Consider the following 15,307-nt stretch of genomic DNA (forward strand, 5'->3'; position numbering starts at 1 on the left):
GTATTTTCCTCTTGATTCCGCAAGTCGTGAACATTGTACGCGCGGTGCTCGCGGCACCTATGGCTACAACGCGGTCACGACGACCACACCACCCGGCGTAATCCCACTTTGGTATCATGCGCCGGTCGTCCATGGCCTTGCGTTCCGAGTTCCACGAGGATTCTGTTGGCCTTCTCCCGACGACTTATCCAAACTATGTCAATGAGAGGCGATCATGCGAAGATTGTTTTGCTTCATTCTTTTGGTTGTAACGGTCGTCGGAGCAAAAGACCGGAAGGACATTCCCCAAGCCCCGCTTCCTGCTGAAATCCTAACTGCCAAGAAGATCTTCGTGTCAAAGGGTGTGGGAACCACAGCGTTTACTGTCAAGGAGGGCTTTGATCTTGCTTTTGACGCCTTCTACGCAGACATCAAGTCGTGGGGCAGGTATGTGATCACGGATAAGGCCGACGACGCCGATCTCATCATGCAGGTGTCGTACACGGCGGGTACTGGCGGGACGAATGTTTGGAGCGCCACCAATCCAAACACGAATCAAACAACGGTTTTCAGCTCGCAGATATTCAACTGTAATCTCTCGCTAGTTGTTTACGACAGCCGCACGAAAACAGAACTGTGGTCCACTAGCGTGTCGCCGGGGGTAGCTCGACGGAAGAAAAACCAAGAAAAAGAGATGATCAAGGCTGGTGAGAAACTGGTGACGAATCTGAAGCAGCGAGCGAATACTTCCACTCCTGCGTTCCTGTCTACATCCGGCCCTGGCGAGAAGGCGACTTCAACTCCAACGCCCTGAATTGTGCGTCAGGGGCAGCCCGTTCGTAAGTTCTTTGAATCCAGCGTTAGCGGGTCCATGCGAAGTACATCACGTATAACCAACTCAGAAGTCCATGGACAATGCACCACAATATGCTAAGGTTCCTTGACCAAGACAAAGCGATAGCGAGCATCATACCCATCAAGTACGCCCCGTCGATCCAAACGGCACGGGAAAAGGCCAATAGGCTATTTGTCGAATTGCGCTCCAAGTCTCCGGCCCGACTCTCCAAATCCTCAACCCGGCTCTCCAAGTCCTGAGCCCAGTTCTCCAAATCCCCAGAGCCAGCCTCATCGACAAAGTCATCGTCGTTCAAAACTTGGTCCCTCCTAGGCCGTAACGCGCTTCGATTCCTTGATTGCGGCCTGCCCCTTTTCCCTAAATACGAGACTCAGGCCACGTACCGCAAGGGTTTGTATGCTGACGCCTTCCGACACGGCAAGCCCGTGCAGTCGCTCCCATTCCCCGCGTGGCAGTCGAACTGTGAGGGCCACAGTATCTTTCTTCCCGCGTTTACGAACCAGAGGAGCAGAACCGCCCTTATGCTGCGCTTCGATCGGGCAAGTCACGCAATCCTCTCGATCTTCAGATACAGCGCAGGAAGTTTGCTGCTCGGGACATTAGAGAGGGAAGGGCATCCGGCACGGACGTCCAGTTACAGCTTTGGAGAACTCCATTAAGAGCATTTCCGCCTTGGTGCACGACATCATCGATGATGGAGCAGGCAGTTTCTTGAGGTCTGACGCGCCCGGCGAAGTTCGGTCCCGCTGATTAACAAGAGCCAGCCTGTAAACGTTCAATTGATCCGCTCTAAGTCTTCGGCCAAGAACTGTTGCACAACGGCCTCGTCATCAAGAGACACCTGCACCACTTCACCGGGGGCGCTATCCGCGTCCACGGTCCCAGTCCTTCCCTGAAGCCACTTGTCCACTTTCGCCAGCAGTTTGACTCGGACTCTCTCGCCACGTTTCATGCGCAATTGATCACTTTCTGCACGTGTGCGCCAGGGGCGACCGTTCGCAAGTGATTGAGTTCTGGCGCGCCCGGAGAGATTCGAACTCCCGACCTATTGCTCCGGAGGCAATCGCTCTATCCAGCTGAGCTACGGGCGCGCTTCGTCCATTATAGCGGACGATGCCGGGTTCAAGGTTGCTGCGTGCTGCCGGTTTCGGAGTGCTGCGAGCGCTCCAACTTCTTGCGCGCGACCGCCGTCTCGCAGTTGCGGCGGAAGGCGATCAGTTCGGCGACGATCGCCACCGCAATCTCCTCCGGAGTGACCGCGCCGATTTCCAGCCCCACCGGAGCATTGACGCGCTCGAACAGCGCCGCATCGAGCCCCTGGTTTTCCAGCTCCTTATAAATCGAAATCGTCTTGCGGCGCGAGCCGATCATGCCGATGTAGCGTGCCGGCGTGGTGACCGCCCAACGCAGCACGCGCATGTCGTCGCGATGCCCGCGGGTGACAATCACGATGTAGGAATTCTCGTTCGGGGTAAGCCGCGCGCAGGATTTGTCGAAGTCGTCGGCGATCACCTCGCGCGCGTCCGGGAAGCGCTCGCGGTTGGCGTAGCTCTCGCGGTCGTCCACGATAACCACGTCGAACCCCGCGTCGCGCGCCACTTTGTACGTGTTGAACGCCACGTGCCCGGCGCCGAATAGGTAAAGCACGGGAATGGGCAGCACAGGTTCGATGAAGACCTCCAGGGTTCCGCCGCAGACCAGACCGGTATCGTACTTCGGATTCTGGTTGAGATTGAAGCTCAGGGTGCGCGGTTTCTCCTCTTCCATGACCTCGCGCGCCGCCTGCCAGACTTCGGCCTCCACGCAGCCGCCGCCGATGGTGCCCACAATCGACCCGTCGTCGCGCACCAGCATCTTCGAGGTCTGGAACGAGGGGATGGACCCGCGGACGTTGGTAATGGTGGCCAGCGCGCCGCGCCTTCCCTCCTGCCGCAGGCTGACGAGCTCCTGGTAGATGTCCATCCCCGTGATTGTACCCCGGCAATGATGTAAGCTGACCCTCATGCGTGGGGACGGCAAAATCGTTCCAATCATCCTGGCCGCTGGCCCATCTTCACTGGCGATCCCCAAGGCCCTGGCGAAGTTTGGCGTGAAGACCGCGCTGCAGATCGCGATGGCAAACTGTGCCAGGTTGGAAACGCCGATTGTGGTGCTGGGGAGCGAAAGCGAGCGCGTGCGATCCGCGACTCCTGCCGGCGTGCGCGTTGTGCTCAACGACAATTGGCGCGCAGGGCAGATGTCGTCGCTGAGGGTGGCGCTGGCGCAAGTTGCGCCGGATGCGGATTTCATGCTCTACCCGGTGGACTATCCCCTGCTCACGCCCGAGGTGATCGAGAAGCTGGTGGCGGGTTTTCGCGCGCGGTCTGCCCCGCAGGCGATGGCTATTCCGCAATTCCAGAACCGTGGTGGGCATCCGGTGATCTTCGCCGCTGAGCTGCGCGCGGAGTTCGCGCAGGCGGAAACCGCGCGCGACATCGTGTATCGCGATGCCAAACGCGTGAAATTCGTCAGCGTAGAGACGAATGCCATCTGGCGCGATCTCGACAGCCCCTCGGCGTATCGCGCGCGCGTGCGCGAGTACCAGCGCCGCTTTCATTCTCACAAACGCACATGTATGCAACTGTCGCGAGTCCCGCAGGGACGCCAGAGCCCAGCCCGGCACGTAAGTGCCGGCAAAGCCGTCGCCCTCACGAAACCGAGTCCCGCAGGGACGGCGCAGTTCGGCTCCTATTTTGACGAGGTCCGCTCCGGCCTGCCGGTTACGCGCGACATGGCGTGCCGTCTCATCCAATGCGACCATCGCAACCTGCCCGACCTGCTTGCCACCGCCGTACACTTGAAAGAGCAATTCAAGCCGGGCGTCATCACCTACTCCCGCAAGGTTTTTCTGCCCCTGACGAACTTGTGCCGCGATTATTGCGGCTACTGCATTTTTCGCCGCGATCCTGGCCAGCCCGGCGCGCACACCATGTCGGCCGACGAAGTCCTGCGCGTGGCGCGCGAAGGCGAGCGCCTCGGCTGCCGGGAAGCGCTCTTCAGCCTGGGCGACAAGCCGGAACTTGTCTTTCCGGAGATGCGGGCGACTCTGCGCCGCCTCGGCTACAAATCCACGCTGCATTACCTGGAAGCGATGTGCGAGCTCGTGCTCCGCCAGACTGGCCTAATCCCGCACGCCAACCCGGGCCTGATGAGCGCGCATTGGCTGCGGCGTTTGCGCGCCGTCTCGCCCAGTGTTGGGCTCATGCTGGAAACGACCAGCGACAAACTGATGCCGCAGGCAGCCCATCGTGACGCGCCCGACAAAGTTCCCGCTTTGCGGCTGGCGGTGATCGAGGCGGCGGGGAGGCAGGGAATTCCATTCACGACCGGCATCCTGGTCGGGATCGGAGAAACGCCGCGCGACCGTGTGGACTCACTGTTCGCCATTGCCGATCTGCACCGTCGTTACGGGCATATCCAGGAAGTCATCGTGCAGAATTTCCGCGTGAAGCCGGAGATTCCGATGTCGCGCCATCGTGAGCCGAGCAGGGGAGAAATGCTGCGCACCGTGGCCGTGGCGCGCCTCATCCTGCGCAACATGAACTTGCAAGCGCCGCCGAACCTCTCCGCGCCCGATTACCAGGCGCTGCTGTCGGCCGGAATCAATGATTGGGGCGGGGTGTCGCCGCTCACGCCGGATTTCATCAACCCCGAGCGCCCCTGGCCACACCTGCGCGATCTGGAAGTGCGCACGCGTGCAGCGGGCTTGACCTTGCGCCAGCGCCTGCCCGTATATCCGGAGTATTTGCCGAATGTTGCTGCAGCCGGGGGCCTCGCGGCAGAGAAGACGCGCGCCGCAGCGGATGCGGGAGGCTATGCAAAGGGCTCCAACTCGGCGACGATGCACCTCATGGCGCCTGCATCGCAAATTCCCGGGTTGCGCGCGTACGGTGGCAGCGCAGGGCTTTAGCCGGCAAACCAGCGCCCATGATTTAGAGTAGTACCGATGCGCGCGGAGGCAACATGCTGAAGGTCGTTTCGGTGCTAGTTGTGGCGTGGGGTGGGGTTTATGCGTATGCGGGGGTGATGGCGCGCTCTCATCCTTCGGCAATAGCCCCAGTCCTGTTTATCGTGACGGGCATGCTCGTAGGGATTGGCGGCGCGGGATTTTGGTTTCGCAAGTCGTGGGCGGCGACGATGACACTGCTTGGACTGGTGGGCATCAGCGCAGCCGCGCTCTACAGCGCCGTCGTCCTGCACGGCTGGACGGGCATGCGGGTGTCGCATCACGTTATGCGGCTGCTGATTTCGGCAGCGCTATTTGCGGGCGCGGTGCTGGCAGCGCGCCAACCAGCCAAAGCCCGTTTATGAATCGCAAACCGTGATCACCATCCTCACCGGCGGAAGCGGCGGCGCAAAATTCGTGCAGGGACTGGTCCGCGTGGTCCCGCCCGAAGACATTACCGCCATCGTAAATACCGGCGATGACCTCACGTGGTGGGGTCTGCACGTTTCCCCCGATCTTGATTCCATCACCTATGCGCTGGCCGGCGTGCTCAGTCGCGAGCGCGGCTGGGGCGTTGACGGCGACACATTTTCCTGCCTGGAACGCATGCGGCAACTCGGAGCGCCGGCCTGGTTCCAACTCGGCGACCGTGACCTGGCCACGCATTTGCGCCGCACCGAACTGCTGCAAGCCCGCACCCTGACCGAGGCGACGGCGGAAATTGCCGCCAGCATGGGCGTGCAGACGCACATCCTGCCGATGTCGAACGACCGCGTCGAAACGTGCGTGCTCACCACGCAAGGCGAGATGAGCTTCCAGGAATACTTCGTGCGCGAGCGTTACCGCGTGCCGGTCAAGGGAGTACGCTTTACTGGCGCAGAACAGGCGCAGCCTGCGCCCGGGGTGATCGAGGCGATCCGCGACGCCGAGGCGGTCCTGATCGCGCCGAGCAATCCGGTCACCAGCATCGGCCCCATCCTCGGCGTGCCTGGAATTCGCCAGGCGCTCCGGACAACGCCAGCGCCGGTGGCGGCAGTCAGCCCGATTGTCGGCGGCGCCGCGGTTTCCGGCCCGGCGGGCGAGCTCATGATGACTCAGAATCTGGCGGTCTCGATCGCCGGGGTGGCGCAAGCCTACAAGGATTTTCTCGACGTGTTGATTGCCGACCAGCGCGATCGTCGAAACGCCGGCGAGGTCGAAGAATTCGGCGTGCAGGTCACACTCACCAATGCCATCATGGATTCCGGCCATGCCAAGGCGGATCTGGCCCGCGCCACGCTGGCGGCGGTCATGTCGGCGCGTGCCGCGGGCAGCACGCCATGATCCTGATTCCGGTCAAGGAGATGTCCACCGCCAAGCAGCGGCTGGCACGGGTGCTGACCCAGCCACAGCGTACGATCTTGGCGCGGACCATGCTGAAGGATATTTGTGCCGCGCTGGCCGATGTCAAGCATCGCTCCGCCATCGTCCTCGTCACCAACGATGCCTTTGCCACCGCCCTGGCGCGCCACTACGGCTTCCAGCTCATCGTCGACAACGAAAATCTCGGTGAGAGCGAGGCCATCGCCATGGCTACCGCCGAGGCGGAAAAGCGCGGCGCCGATTTCACCATGGTTCTGCCCGGCGACATTCCCCTGCTGCTTGCCGATGAGGTCGAGGCCGTCCTCTCCGCCATGCCGGCAGCAGGTTCGGTGCTGGTGCCCGCTGCCGACGGACGCGGCACCAATGCGGCATTGCGCCGGCCGTGCGCGCTGTTTCCCCTGCGCTTCGGTAACGACAGTTTTCTGCCGCACCGCGCCTCGGCGCAGGCAACCGGCAAAACCTGCGTCGTGCTCGACAACCAAAATCTTCCCGGCATCGCGCTCGACATTGACCGCCCCGCCGACCTCGCCCAGCTTCTTGGCTTTCCCATGCGCACCCGCACACAGAAGCTGCTGTGCGAGTGGAAGTTGCCGGAGCCCTGGCGCGGCCAGGCCAGCGCTTGAAAAGAAAACTCCCGGGCCGTGGGCTCGGAAGCGCGCTGACCGCAGGGTTACCTCCGTTATCTCGGCCATTACCCGCGTGACCTTTCCCCGCTTGCAATTGCCGCGCTATTGTTGCCTTCCGTACGCGGTTCTCTCCTGGAGGGTGGAATGATTTCCTTCGCCGCAATTGGAATGCTTTCCTTCACTACGCTGTGTCTCGGAACGTACTTGGCAGAGTGGGTTGAACAACATCGCCCGACCGGCCAGACCCTTGACGAGCCGCGGCGCCCCGACGTCGAACCGTAGAACCGGATTGCGTGCCTCTGGCTCCTGTGTCGGAGCCTTTTCCGCGTTGCTGGCGCAATCCGAGTTCCCGCCTGATACATTTATCCGGCCCCATGTCCGCTCTCAGTGCCATTCCAATTCCCGGCATCGGCGAAGTCCGGCCGGGTGACTCCATCGCTGAGCTTGTGCTGGCGGCCGTCGCCCGCGCCGGCCTGCGATTCCAGCGTGGCGATATCCTGGTGGTCACGCACAAGATTGTTTCCAAAGCCGAAGGGCAGATCGTCGCTCTTGACCAGGTGCAACCGAGGCCGGAAGCTCGCCGCCGTGCCCAACGGCACAAGGTGGACGCGCGCGTGGTCGAGCTCGGGCTGGCACAGGCAACGCGTGTGGTGCGCAAGCATCGCAATGTCCTGATCACCGAGACGGCGCACGGCTTTGTTTGCGCCAACAGCGGCGTGGATGTTTCCAACGTGGACGGCGGCCACAGCGCGGTCCTGCTGCCGCGCGATCCCGACAACTCGGCGCGGCGCGCCTATGACGCACTGCGGCGTCGCCTCGGGTTTGCCGTTCCGGTTATCATTACCGATACCTTCGGGCGGCCGTGGCGCGAGGGCTTGGCGGAGGCGGCGATCGGGCTCGCGGGCATGAAAGCGTTCCGCGATTACCGCGCGCAACGAGATCCCTATGGATATCCGTTGCGCGTCAGCCTGGAAGCCGCCGCCGACGAACTGGCGGGCATGGCGGGACTGGCTTGCGGCAAGCTGTCGCGCCTCCCCGCGTGTATCATTCGCGGCTTCCAATATGAGCCGGGCCGCGGCAAGGGACGCGACTTGATTCGACCCGCCAAGCGCGATTTGTTTCGCTGAACGGCGTCGACGGTCGATGGCCGACGGTCGATGACAACGGTTCAGTTGCGGGTGCCCCTCATCTGCCCCGGTTTTGGCAGATGTGGGTTTTGCGGCGCGCAGCGCGGCAGAGCCTAGCCCACCGCGTGAGCCGTGGGTAAATTTGCGGTAATAAGCTTGAGCCCGCTTCCGCGGGCGACAAAATCACCGGGTGGAGGATCGCCGGGTGGGGCAGGGCTTCAGCCCTGCAAAACAAATCTAGGTACAGCCCGGCTTTAGCCGCTGAGGTACTTCGCGTGGCAGCAGCAGACATCAGTCAACTCGGGACCATCGGCTGGTCAGACATTTGCCGCCAAGCCTCGCCCGATGTCCGCGCCGCTCTGGAAACTGTGCTCGAAGCGCACGACGGCGCCCGGCTCACGCGCGACCAATGCCTGCGCCTCGCCGCCGCCGAAAATAAGGACCTGCTTGCCCTCATCGTTGCCGCCGACGACCTGCGCCGTGCCATAGTCGGCGACGTCGTCACCTACGTTGTCAATCGCAACATTAATTTCACCAACGTCTGCTTCGTCGGCTGCAAGTTCTGTGCTTTTAGTCGCGGTCCGCGCGAGGACGACGCCTACTTTCTCACCCTCGAAGACGTCGCCCGCCGTACCCGTGAGGCCCGCGCGCGCGGCGCTACCGAGGTCTGCATCCAGGGCGGTTTGCCGCGCGGGCTGCCGCCGTTTTACTACCGCGACATCTTGCGCGCCGTGAAAAGCGCCGTGCCCGACATGCACACCCACGCCTTCTCGCCGATGGAGGTTTCCTACGGCATCGAACTCACCGGCATGAGCACGCGCGACTATCTCTGCATGTTGCGCGATAACGGTCTCGACACCCTGCCCGGCACCGCTGCCGAAATTCTCGACGATGACGTGCGCGAGCTCATCTCGCGCAACAAGCTCTCGACCGCCCGCTGGCGCGAGATCATCGCCACCGCGCACCAGTGCGGCATCCGCACCACGTCAACCCTGATGTACGGCCACATCGAAACCACCGAACACTGGGTGAACCAGTTGCTGTTGCTGCGCGACATCCAAGCGCAGACCGGCGGCTTTACCGAGTTCGTGCCGCTGGGCTTCGTGCACCAGAACACGCTTCTGTTCCAGGAAGGCATGGCGCGGCCCGGCCCCACTCTTGCCGAGCATTTGAAAATCCACGCTCTCGCTCGCATAATGCTCGCTGGCTCGATTCGCAACCTGCAGGTGTCGTGGGTGAAGCTCAGCCGCGAGACCGCGCAACTCTGCCTCCGCGCCGGTGCCAATGACTACGGCGGTACGCTGATGGAGGAAAACATTTCCCGGCTGGCGGGCGCGACCTCCGGCGAGTACCTCAGCCCCGAGCAGTTCCACGAGCGCATCCGCGAACTCGGCCGCATCCCGGCCGAACGCAACACCACCTACACAAGACTTAAGTTGTTCGACAATTCGGAAGAGGGGAGCGCGCGTAGCGAGCGCCAGATCTTAGCCCACGGCCTAAGCCGTGGTCAGAGCGTTAACAAGACCGGAGCCCGCTTTAGCGGGCGACAGAATCCCTGAACTGAAGACCTGAAACTGAAACTGTTTCGAAATGATCTCCACTGTTTGCATCGTCGGCGGTACCGGCCCCGAAGGACGCGGCCTGGCTTCGCGCTGGGCCCGCGCCGGGCTGCGCGTCATCATCGGTTCGCGCGACGGGAACCGCGCCCGCATGACGGCCCAGGAAATTTGCGGCAGTCTTGGATCGGACGCCGTCGTCGAAGGCACGGAAAACTCCGCCGCCGTCCGTGCCGCCGATGTCGTGGTGCTGACCGTTCCCTTCGAAGGCCAGGCAGCAATCCTGAAGCAGTTGCGCAATCACTTCCGCCCCGGCACGGTGCTGGTGTGCGCCACCGTACCGCTGGCCAGCGGCGTCGGCGACAAGGGTTCGCGCGTGCTCGGCGTCTGGCAGGGCTCGGCGGCGCAGCAAGCGGCGGAAATGGTGCCACAGGGCATCGCCGTCGTCGGCGCGTTTCAGAACATCTCGGCCTCGCTGCTGGAAACCGACTTGCCCGTTGAATGTGACGTCATTATTTGCACCGACCACGAGAAGGCTAAAGAAGTGGCCTACGATCTCGCCCGCAAAATCCCCGGCGCGCGTCCCCTCGACGGCGGCAAACTGGAGAATGCGCGCATTGTAGAGCAGATCACCGCCCTGCTCATCACCCTCAACATCCGCCACAAAGTGCACTCCGCGGGGTTGCGAATTACCGGAATCGAAGAGAATCTGTAATTTGGTGATTTGTGATTTGCGGCGTTCGGTGGGCTGATGCCGCCCGCAGGTTGCCCGAGTGTTTTCCCATTTGACACAGGATACGTGCTCACATAAACTGTGTCATATGAACATCACCTTGTCCATCGACGATCAGCTCGTGGCGCGGGCGCGGAAGCGGGCGGAGGCCCTGGGCAAGAGTCTCAACCAGGCCATCCGAGACTACCTGCAAAATCTAGCCGGCGCTGACGATGCCGAAAGCAGCATTGACGAATTCAAGCGCCTCTCGGGCCGCGGCCACTCCCGTGGCTGGCGATTCAGTCGCGATGAGATTCATGAGCGCCCGTAGCTTCTTCGATACCAATGTCTTGGTCTATGCCGACGACAAAGGCGCACCGGCGAAGCAGCGGCGCGCTGTGGAGTTAGTGGCAGAGCACCGGCGCGGGAGAACAGGAGTGGTATCGATCCAGGTGCTGCAGGAATATTTCGTTGCCGTGACCCGCAAGCTGCGCGTGGATGCGGCCCTTGCGCGGCGAAAGGTGGAGCTGCTGGCCGAATTTGATGTGGTCGCTGCCGACGTTGGCGATGTCCTCGCCGCCATCGACCTCCACCGCCTCCATGGGTTTTCCTTCTGGGATGCGCTGATTCTACGAACGGCCAAGGAGGCGGGGTGCCGCACGATCTTCTCCGAGGACTGGCAACATGCCAGGGAAGTTGACGGAGTGCGGATCATCAATCCTTTTCGGTAGCCGCAAGGCACAACGCACAGGCGCGTTGGGTCAGTTTGCGTTGTCAACAAAGTCAGACGGCTGCCAGCAACACGGAATCAGCTCACTGCCGAAATCTCAGATTTCGAATCGTTGGCCCCCGTATCGCATCTCAATCGAGTCTGCGCGCTGTCCCGCCGCGTCTCTCGTTTATATATAATGAACTGATTCGCACTCGTTTTTGGAGCAACCACACCCATGATTCGATTTCTGCAAACCCCCGGCAAGACGAAAAAGATCGTGCTTGGCGGGCTGCTTATGGTTATCTGCGGCGCCATGGTGATCACCTTGATTCCGGGCGGCATCCTGGGCGACACTTTTGGCTTCGGCAACCCGCAGGGCAACGTAATCGCTAAGGTCGGCGACCAGGAAGTCACCGTCAGCGAAGTGCAGGACAGCGCTCGCCAGATGGGCAAGCAGCAGTTCCCGCGCGGCTTCCCGCAGCAGTTCATGCCGTTCCTGATGCAGCGCGCGGCGCAGCAGCTCATCGTCCAGAAGGCGATGGTCGCCGAAGCTCACCGCATGGGCTTCAAAGTCACCGACGCGGAGCTCCAGAGCGAGCTGCAGCACGGTACCTTTGCCTCGGCGCTGTTTCCCGGCGGCAACTTTGTCGGCCAGAACATCTATGAAGGCTTCATCCAGCAGAACTTCAACATGGGCGTGCCGCAGTTCGAGCAACTGCTCATGACCGACCTGCTGATCCGCAAGCTGCGCGCTGCGGTGGAAGGCGGCGTCACCGTCTCCGACCAGGAAATCGCGCAGCAGTACCAGCGTGAGAATACCAAGGTCAAGTTCGACTACGCCGTGCTCACCCTCGAGGACCTGATGAAGCAGGTGCAGCCTTCCGAGGCCGAGTTGAAGTCGTACTTCGACCAGCACAAGCAGCAGTACGCCAACGCCATCCCAGAGAAGCGCCAGGCCCGCTACATCGTGATCGATACCGGCAAGGTTCGACAGCAGGTCCAGGTCACGCCCCAGGAATTGCAGCAGTACTACAACTCGCATCGCGACCAGTACCGCGTCCCCGAGCAGGTCAACGTCCGCCACATCCTCATCAAGACGCCCGCCCCTGGCCCTGACGGCAAGGTGGATGAGGCGGCGATGAAGGCCGCGCGCGAGAAGGCCGATTCGGTCCTTAAGCAGGTCCAGGCCGGCGGCAACTTTGCCGAGCTGGCCAAGAAATATTCAGAAGACGCCGGCAGCAAGGACAACGGTGGCTCCATTGGGTGGATCCAGCGCGGCCAGACCGTTCCCGAATTCGAGCAGTCGGCGTTTTCGCTGCCCAAGGGCCAGACCAGCGGCATCGTTCGCAGCACCTTCGGCTTCCACATTATTCACGTAGACGACAAGCAGGAAGCGCACGTCAAGTCGCTCGACGAAGTGAAGCCGCAGATCGAGCCGCAGCTCGCCGCCGACAAGGCCGCCACCCGCGCCGATGCGCTCGCTTCTAAGGTGCAGACCGATGCCCGCACCGCCGGGCTCGACAAGGCAGCCAAGAATAGCGGCCTCGACGTGGTCGAGACCGGTCTGTTCACGCGCACCGACTCGCTCCCCGGCCTGGGCAACGCGCCGGAATTCATGTCCGCCGCCCTCAGCGCGCGCGACAAGGGCACGCCCGACACGGTTCATATCCCGCAAGGCTACGTCGTTTATCAGGTAACTAAGGTAGAGCTGGCGCGCACACCTTCGTTCGAAGAGATTCGTTCGCGAGTCGAGCAGGAATTCAAGGCGGACGCCGCCAACCGGATGCTGCAGCAAAAGACCGCTGAGCTGTCCGAGAAGGCGCGCTCGCTCCACGACCTGAAGAAAGCGGCCAAGGAACTCGGCGCCACGGTGAAGACCAGTGACCTGGTCGGTCCGAGCAGCCAGGTGCCCGACCTCGGCTCGCTTTCCGGCCCGGCGTCGATCGTCTTCGACATGAAATCGGGAGAGATCAGCGCCCCCATCGGCACCGGCCGCAGCGGTGTGGTGGTCGCCCTGCTGGACAAGCAGGAGCCGCCGCCGGCGCAGTTCGCTGCCTCCAAGGACCGCCTGCGCGACCAGCTCCTGCAGAAGAAGCGCAACGAATTCCTCGAGGTCTTTGCCTCCAATCTTCAGAAGCGCATGGAGAAGGACGGCAAGATCAAGATCAACCAACAGGAACTCAAGCGCATCACGACCCCGACGCAGAGCTCCGAAGGCTCCTAAACGTACTCGTTAACCACCAACGACACGGAAGACCACGATGATATTTCGTGCTCTTCGTGTCCTTTACCATAACCAGTATCTAAGTTTTATCGTTAGCGACCGGCCAAAGGCTGGGATCCACCAGCTAAGATAACCACCAAGGACACGAAGGCCACGATGAATTTCGTGATCTTCGCGTCCTTCATCGATAACCGGAAAGTTCTAATTGTTAGCGACCGGCAAACGGCTGGAATCTACCCGCTAAGAGCTAAAGGCTAAGAGCCGAGAGCTAAGAGCTAAGAGCTTGCCTCACGAACGCGCCTCCGGAATCCTGCTCCACCTCTCCTCGCTACCCTCGCGCGGCGGCATCGGAGACCTCGGCCCGGCTGCCTACGAATTCCTCGACTTCCTCTCCTCGGCGCGGCAGACGCTCTGGCAAATCCTGCCGCACGGCCCGACGGCATACGGCAACTCTCCCTACTCGTCCATCTCCGCCTTTGCCGGAAACCCGCTGCTGGTCAGCATGGAACGCCTCGCTGACGCCGGCTGGATCGATCGAGGCCGGCTCGCTGTTCTTCCCGAGCACCCCGGCCCCATTGACTGCGATCACGTCCGCGCCATCAAGCTGCCCCTGTTGCGCGAAGCCGCCGGAAATTTTCTCGACAACGCCTCCGGTTCCGCCCGCAGCCGCTACGAAAAATTCTGTTCCGACAATGCCTGGTGGCTCGACGACTATGTCCTATTCGTCCGCCTGCGCGACCGTTACCAGCAAGTTGCCTGGAACCAGTGGCCACGCAAACTTGCCCGCCGCGAGCTCCGGGAGCTGGCCCGCGTGCGGGAGCAGCTCGAGATCGCGCTCGAGGTCTCCCGCGTCACCCAGTTCTTCTTCTTCGAGCAGTGGCGCGCCCTGCATCAAGCCTGCCGGCAGCGCGGCATCCGCATCGTTGGCGACGTCGCGATTTTCGTTGACTACGACAGCGCCGACGTCTGGACGCACCCCGATCTCTTCCAGCTCAATGACGACCTGAGTCCCACGGTCGTCGCCGGCGTGCCTCCCGACGCTTATAGCTCCACCGGCCAGCGCTGGGGCAATCCGATCTATCGCTGGGACGTGCTGAAATCGCGCGGCTACGACTGGTGGGTGCAGCGCATGAAATGGGCGCTGACCACCTGCGACATCGTCCGCCTCGACCACTTCCGCGGCTTCGAGGCGTACTGGGAGATTCCGGCCAACGAGCCTACCGCGTACAATGGGCGCTGGATTCAAGGTCCCGGCGATGATCTCTTTCACGCCTTGCGCCAGGCGCTGGGCGGATTTCCCTTGATTGCCGAAGACCTCGGCATGATCACGCCCGCAGTGCACGCCCTGCGCGAGCGTCTCCAGATTCCCGGCATGAAGGTGCTGCAGTTCGGCTTCAGCGATCCCGGCGCGCATATCTATCTTCCGCACCGCTACGAGCCCAACTGCGTCGTCTACACCGGCACCCATGACAACGACACCTCGCTCGGCTGGTTCAACTCCCTCCGCGGCGACGAGCGCCGCGCCGCCCAGGATTACCTTGGCGCCGATCCCGACGGCATGAACTGGGCATTGATCCGCGCCGCGCTCACCTCGCTCGCGCGCCTGGCCATCGTTCCTCTGCAGGACGTCCTCGGCCTGGGCAGCGATGCCCGCATGAATACGCCCAGCCGCATTGGCGGCAATTGGACCTGGCGGTATCTTCCCGGCGCGTTGAAGAAGGAATATGCCGAACGCCTGGCGCGTCTTTCCGACGTCAGCGACCGCAATGCGTCGGCTGGGAATCAGCAGCGACACGGGGAACCGAGCGAAGATTTCGTGGCATGAGGTGCGGGAATAGGTCCGTGCGGCGCACGCGCCCTCGCGTGTCCGCCTTGCCCGTCGTAATCCCCGCCCATGAATAGCTGTTCTCAAGCTATCAACATCAGTGGTGCCAATGATCTTCCTAAGGCAGGCCCATTGTCTAGGGAAGGTGTAGGCTACGCTCCCCGAATCAAGCAGCGATCCTAGCAGGAGTTGCCTTCAGATAGCACGAGGGTGTCCCATCCATAGTTGAAGGTTGAGGGGCGGTTCTCGACCCGGCTCTTGATAGAGTCGGGTTGGAAACTTTCTCAACGAAAGGAGAACCGCCTTGAAGCGAAGCTACCACACCCTCAGCACTTTGGGAAAA

Annotated in this window: 13 protein-coding genes and 1 tRNA gene; 12 read left to right on the forward strand and 2 right to left on the reverse strand. The window is 62.0% G+C overall.

Annotation, left to right across the window (positions count from 1 at the left end; translation table 11 throughout):
• The first annotated feature begins 214 nt into the window (after window positions 1–214).
• Window positions 215–793, forward strand: coding sequence for a hypothetical protein (locus LAN64_16180; protein ID MBZ5569375.1), 579 nt, complete (start codon window positions 215–217; stop codon window positions 791–793).
• Between the two features lie 1,056 nt (window positions 794–1,849).
• Here LAN64_16180 and LAN64_16185 read toward each other — a convergent pair.
• Both LAN64_16185 and LAN64_16190 read right to left on the reverse strand, forming a co-directional pair.
• Window positions 1,850–1,926: transfer RNA gene (locus LAN64_16185), tRNA-Arg, on the reverse strand.
• Window positions 1,927–1,957: 31 nt separating this feature from the next.
• Window positions 1,958–2,797, reverse strand: coding sequence for an XdhC/CoxI family protein (locus tag LAN64_16190; GenBank protein MBZ5569376.1), 840 nt, complete (start codon window positions 2,795–2,797; stop codon window positions 1,958–1,960).
• A 40-nt stretch (window positions 2,798–2,837) separates the two neighbouring features.
• Here LAN64_16190 and cofG point away from each other — a divergent pair, with 40 nt between their 5' ends.
• From cofG to malQ, 11 genes are all read left to right on the forward strand, one after another.
• A complete protein-coding gene (gene cofG, locus LAN64_16195; protein MBZ5569377.1) occupies window positions 2,838–4,784 on the forward strand; it encodes a 7,8-didemethyl-8-hydroxy-5-deazariboflavin synthase CofG in 1,947 nt (648 codons plus the stop codon).
• 53 nt (window positions 4,785–4,837) lie between these two features.
• Window positions 4,838–5,185, forward strand: a complete 348-nt coding sequence (locus LAN64_16200; protein ID MBZ5569378.1) for a hypothetical protein — start codon at window positions 4,838–4,840, stop codon at window positions 5,183–5,185.
• A 10-nt stretch (window positions 5,186–5,195) separates the two neighbouring features.
• Window positions 5,196–6,143, forward strand: a complete 948-nt coding sequence (gene cofD / locus LAN64_16205; GenBank protein MBZ5569379.1) for a 2-phospho-L-lactate transferase — start codon at window positions 5,196–5,198, stop codon at window positions 6,141–6,143.
• On the forward strand, window positions 6,140–6,805 hold the full coding sequence (gene cofC / locus LAN64_16210; protein ID MBZ5569380.1) for a 2-phospho-L-lactate guanylyltransferase: 666 nt from the start codon (window positions 6,140–6,142) through the stop codon (window positions 6,803–6,805). Before cofD ends, cofC begins: the two co-directional genes overlap by 4 nt.
• Window positions 6,806–7,182: 377 nt before the next feature.
• Window positions 7,183–7,935, forward strand: a complete 753-nt coding sequence (gene cofE / locus LAN64_16215) for a coenzyme F420-0:L-glutamate ligase (protein MBZ5569381.1) — start codon at window positions 7,183–7,185, stop codon at window positions 7,933–7,935.
• A gap of 275 nt (window positions 7,936–8,210) precedes the next feature.
• The gene (gene cofH, locus LAN64_16220) at window positions 8,211–9,494 is read left to right on the forward strand and encodes a 5-amino-6-(D-ribitylamino)uracil--L-tyrosine 4-hydroxyphenyl transferase CofH (GenBank protein MBZ5569382.1); all 1,284 of its coding nucleotides are present in this window, start codon (window positions 8,211–8,213) and stop codon (window positions 9,492–9,494) included.
• A 31-nt stretch (window positions 9,495–9,525) separates the two neighbouring features.
• Complete coding sequence (gene npdG, locus LAN64_16225; GenBank protein MBZ5569383.1) at window positions 9,526–10,206, forward strand: NADPH-dependent F420 reductase; 681 nt, start codon at window positions 9,526–9,528, stop codon at window positions 10,204–10,206.
• Between the two features lie 106 nt (window positions 10,207–10,312).
• Window positions 10,313–10,534 (forward strand): DUF6364 family protein, encoded by a 222-nt coding sequence (locus LAN64_16230; GenBank protein ID MBZ5569384.1) that lies wholly within the window; start codon window positions 10,313–10,315, stop codon window positions 10,532–10,534.
• Window positions 10,521–10,934 (forward strand): PIN domain-containing protein, encoded by a 414-nt coding sequence (locus LAN64_16235; GenBank protein ID MBZ5569385.1) that lies wholly within the window; start codon window positions 10,521–10,523, stop codon window positions 10,932–10,934. The genes LAN64_16230 and LAN64_16235 overlap by 14 nt, the downstream gene beginning before the upstream one ends.
• Before the next feature lie 216 nt (window positions 10,935–11,150).
• A complete protein-coding gene (locus tag LAN64_16240; protein MBZ5569386.1) occupies window positions 11,151–13,139 on the forward strand; it encodes a peptidyl-prolyl cis-trans isomerase in 1,989 nt (662 codons plus the stop codon).
• Window positions 13,140–13,422: 283 nt separating this feature from the next.
• On the forward strand, window positions 13,423–14,964 hold the full coding sequence (gene malQ, locus LAN64_16245) for a 4-alpha-glucanotransferase (protein ID MBZ5569387.1): 1,542 nt from the start codon (window positions 13,423–13,425) through the stop codon (window positions 14,962–14,964).
• Window positions 14,965–15,307: the final 343 nt, after the last annotated feature.

The organism is Terriglobia bacterium (assembly GCA_020073185.1).
Classification (GTDB): domain Bacteria; phylum Acidobacteriota; class Terriglobia; order Terriglobales; family Acidobacteriaceae; genus JAIQGF01.

Excerpts from the sequence above, each read along its gene's own strand:
- LAN64_16180 (MBZ5569375.1), top strand. The coding sequence starts at position 215 with ATGCGAAGATTGTTTTGCTTCATTCTTTTGGTTGTAACGGTCGTCGGA.
- LAN64_16190 (MBZ5569376.1), bottom strand. The coding sequence starts at position 2,797 with ATGGACATCTACCAGGAGCTCGTCAGCCTGCGGCAGGAGGGAAGGCGC.
- cofG (MBZ5569377.1), top strand. The coding sequence starts at position 2,838 with ATGCGTGGGGACGGCAAAATCGTTCCAATCATCCTGGCCGCTGGCCCA.
- LAN64_16200 (MBZ5569378.1), top strand. The coding sequence starts at position 4,838 with ATGCTGAAGGTCGTTTCGGTGCTAGTTGTGGCGTGGGGTGGGGTTTAT.
- cofC (MBZ5569380.1), top strand. The coding sequence starts at position 6,140 with ATGATCCTGATTCCGGTCAAGGAGATGTCCACCGCCAAGCAGCGGCTG.
- cofE (MBZ5569381.1), top strand. The coding sequence starts at position 7,183 with ATGTCCGCTCTCAGTGCCATTCCAATTCCCGGCATCGGCGAAGTCCGG.
- npdG (MBZ5569383.1), top strand. The coding sequence starts at position 9,526 with ATGATCTCCACTGTTTGCATCGTCGGCGGTACCGGCCCCGAAGGACGC.
- LAN64_16230 (MBZ5569384.1), top strand. The coding sequence starts at position 10,313 with ATGAACATCACCTTGTCCATCGACGATCAGCTCGTGGCGCGGGCGCGG.
- LAN64_16235 (MBZ5569385.1), top strand. The coding sequence starts at position 10,521 with ATGAGCGCCCGTAGCTTCTTCGATACCAATGTCTTGGTCTATGCCGAC.
- LAN64_16240 (MBZ5569386.1), top strand. The coding sequence starts at position 11,151 with ATGATTCGATTTCTGCAAACCCCCGGCAAGACGAAAAAGATCGTGCTT.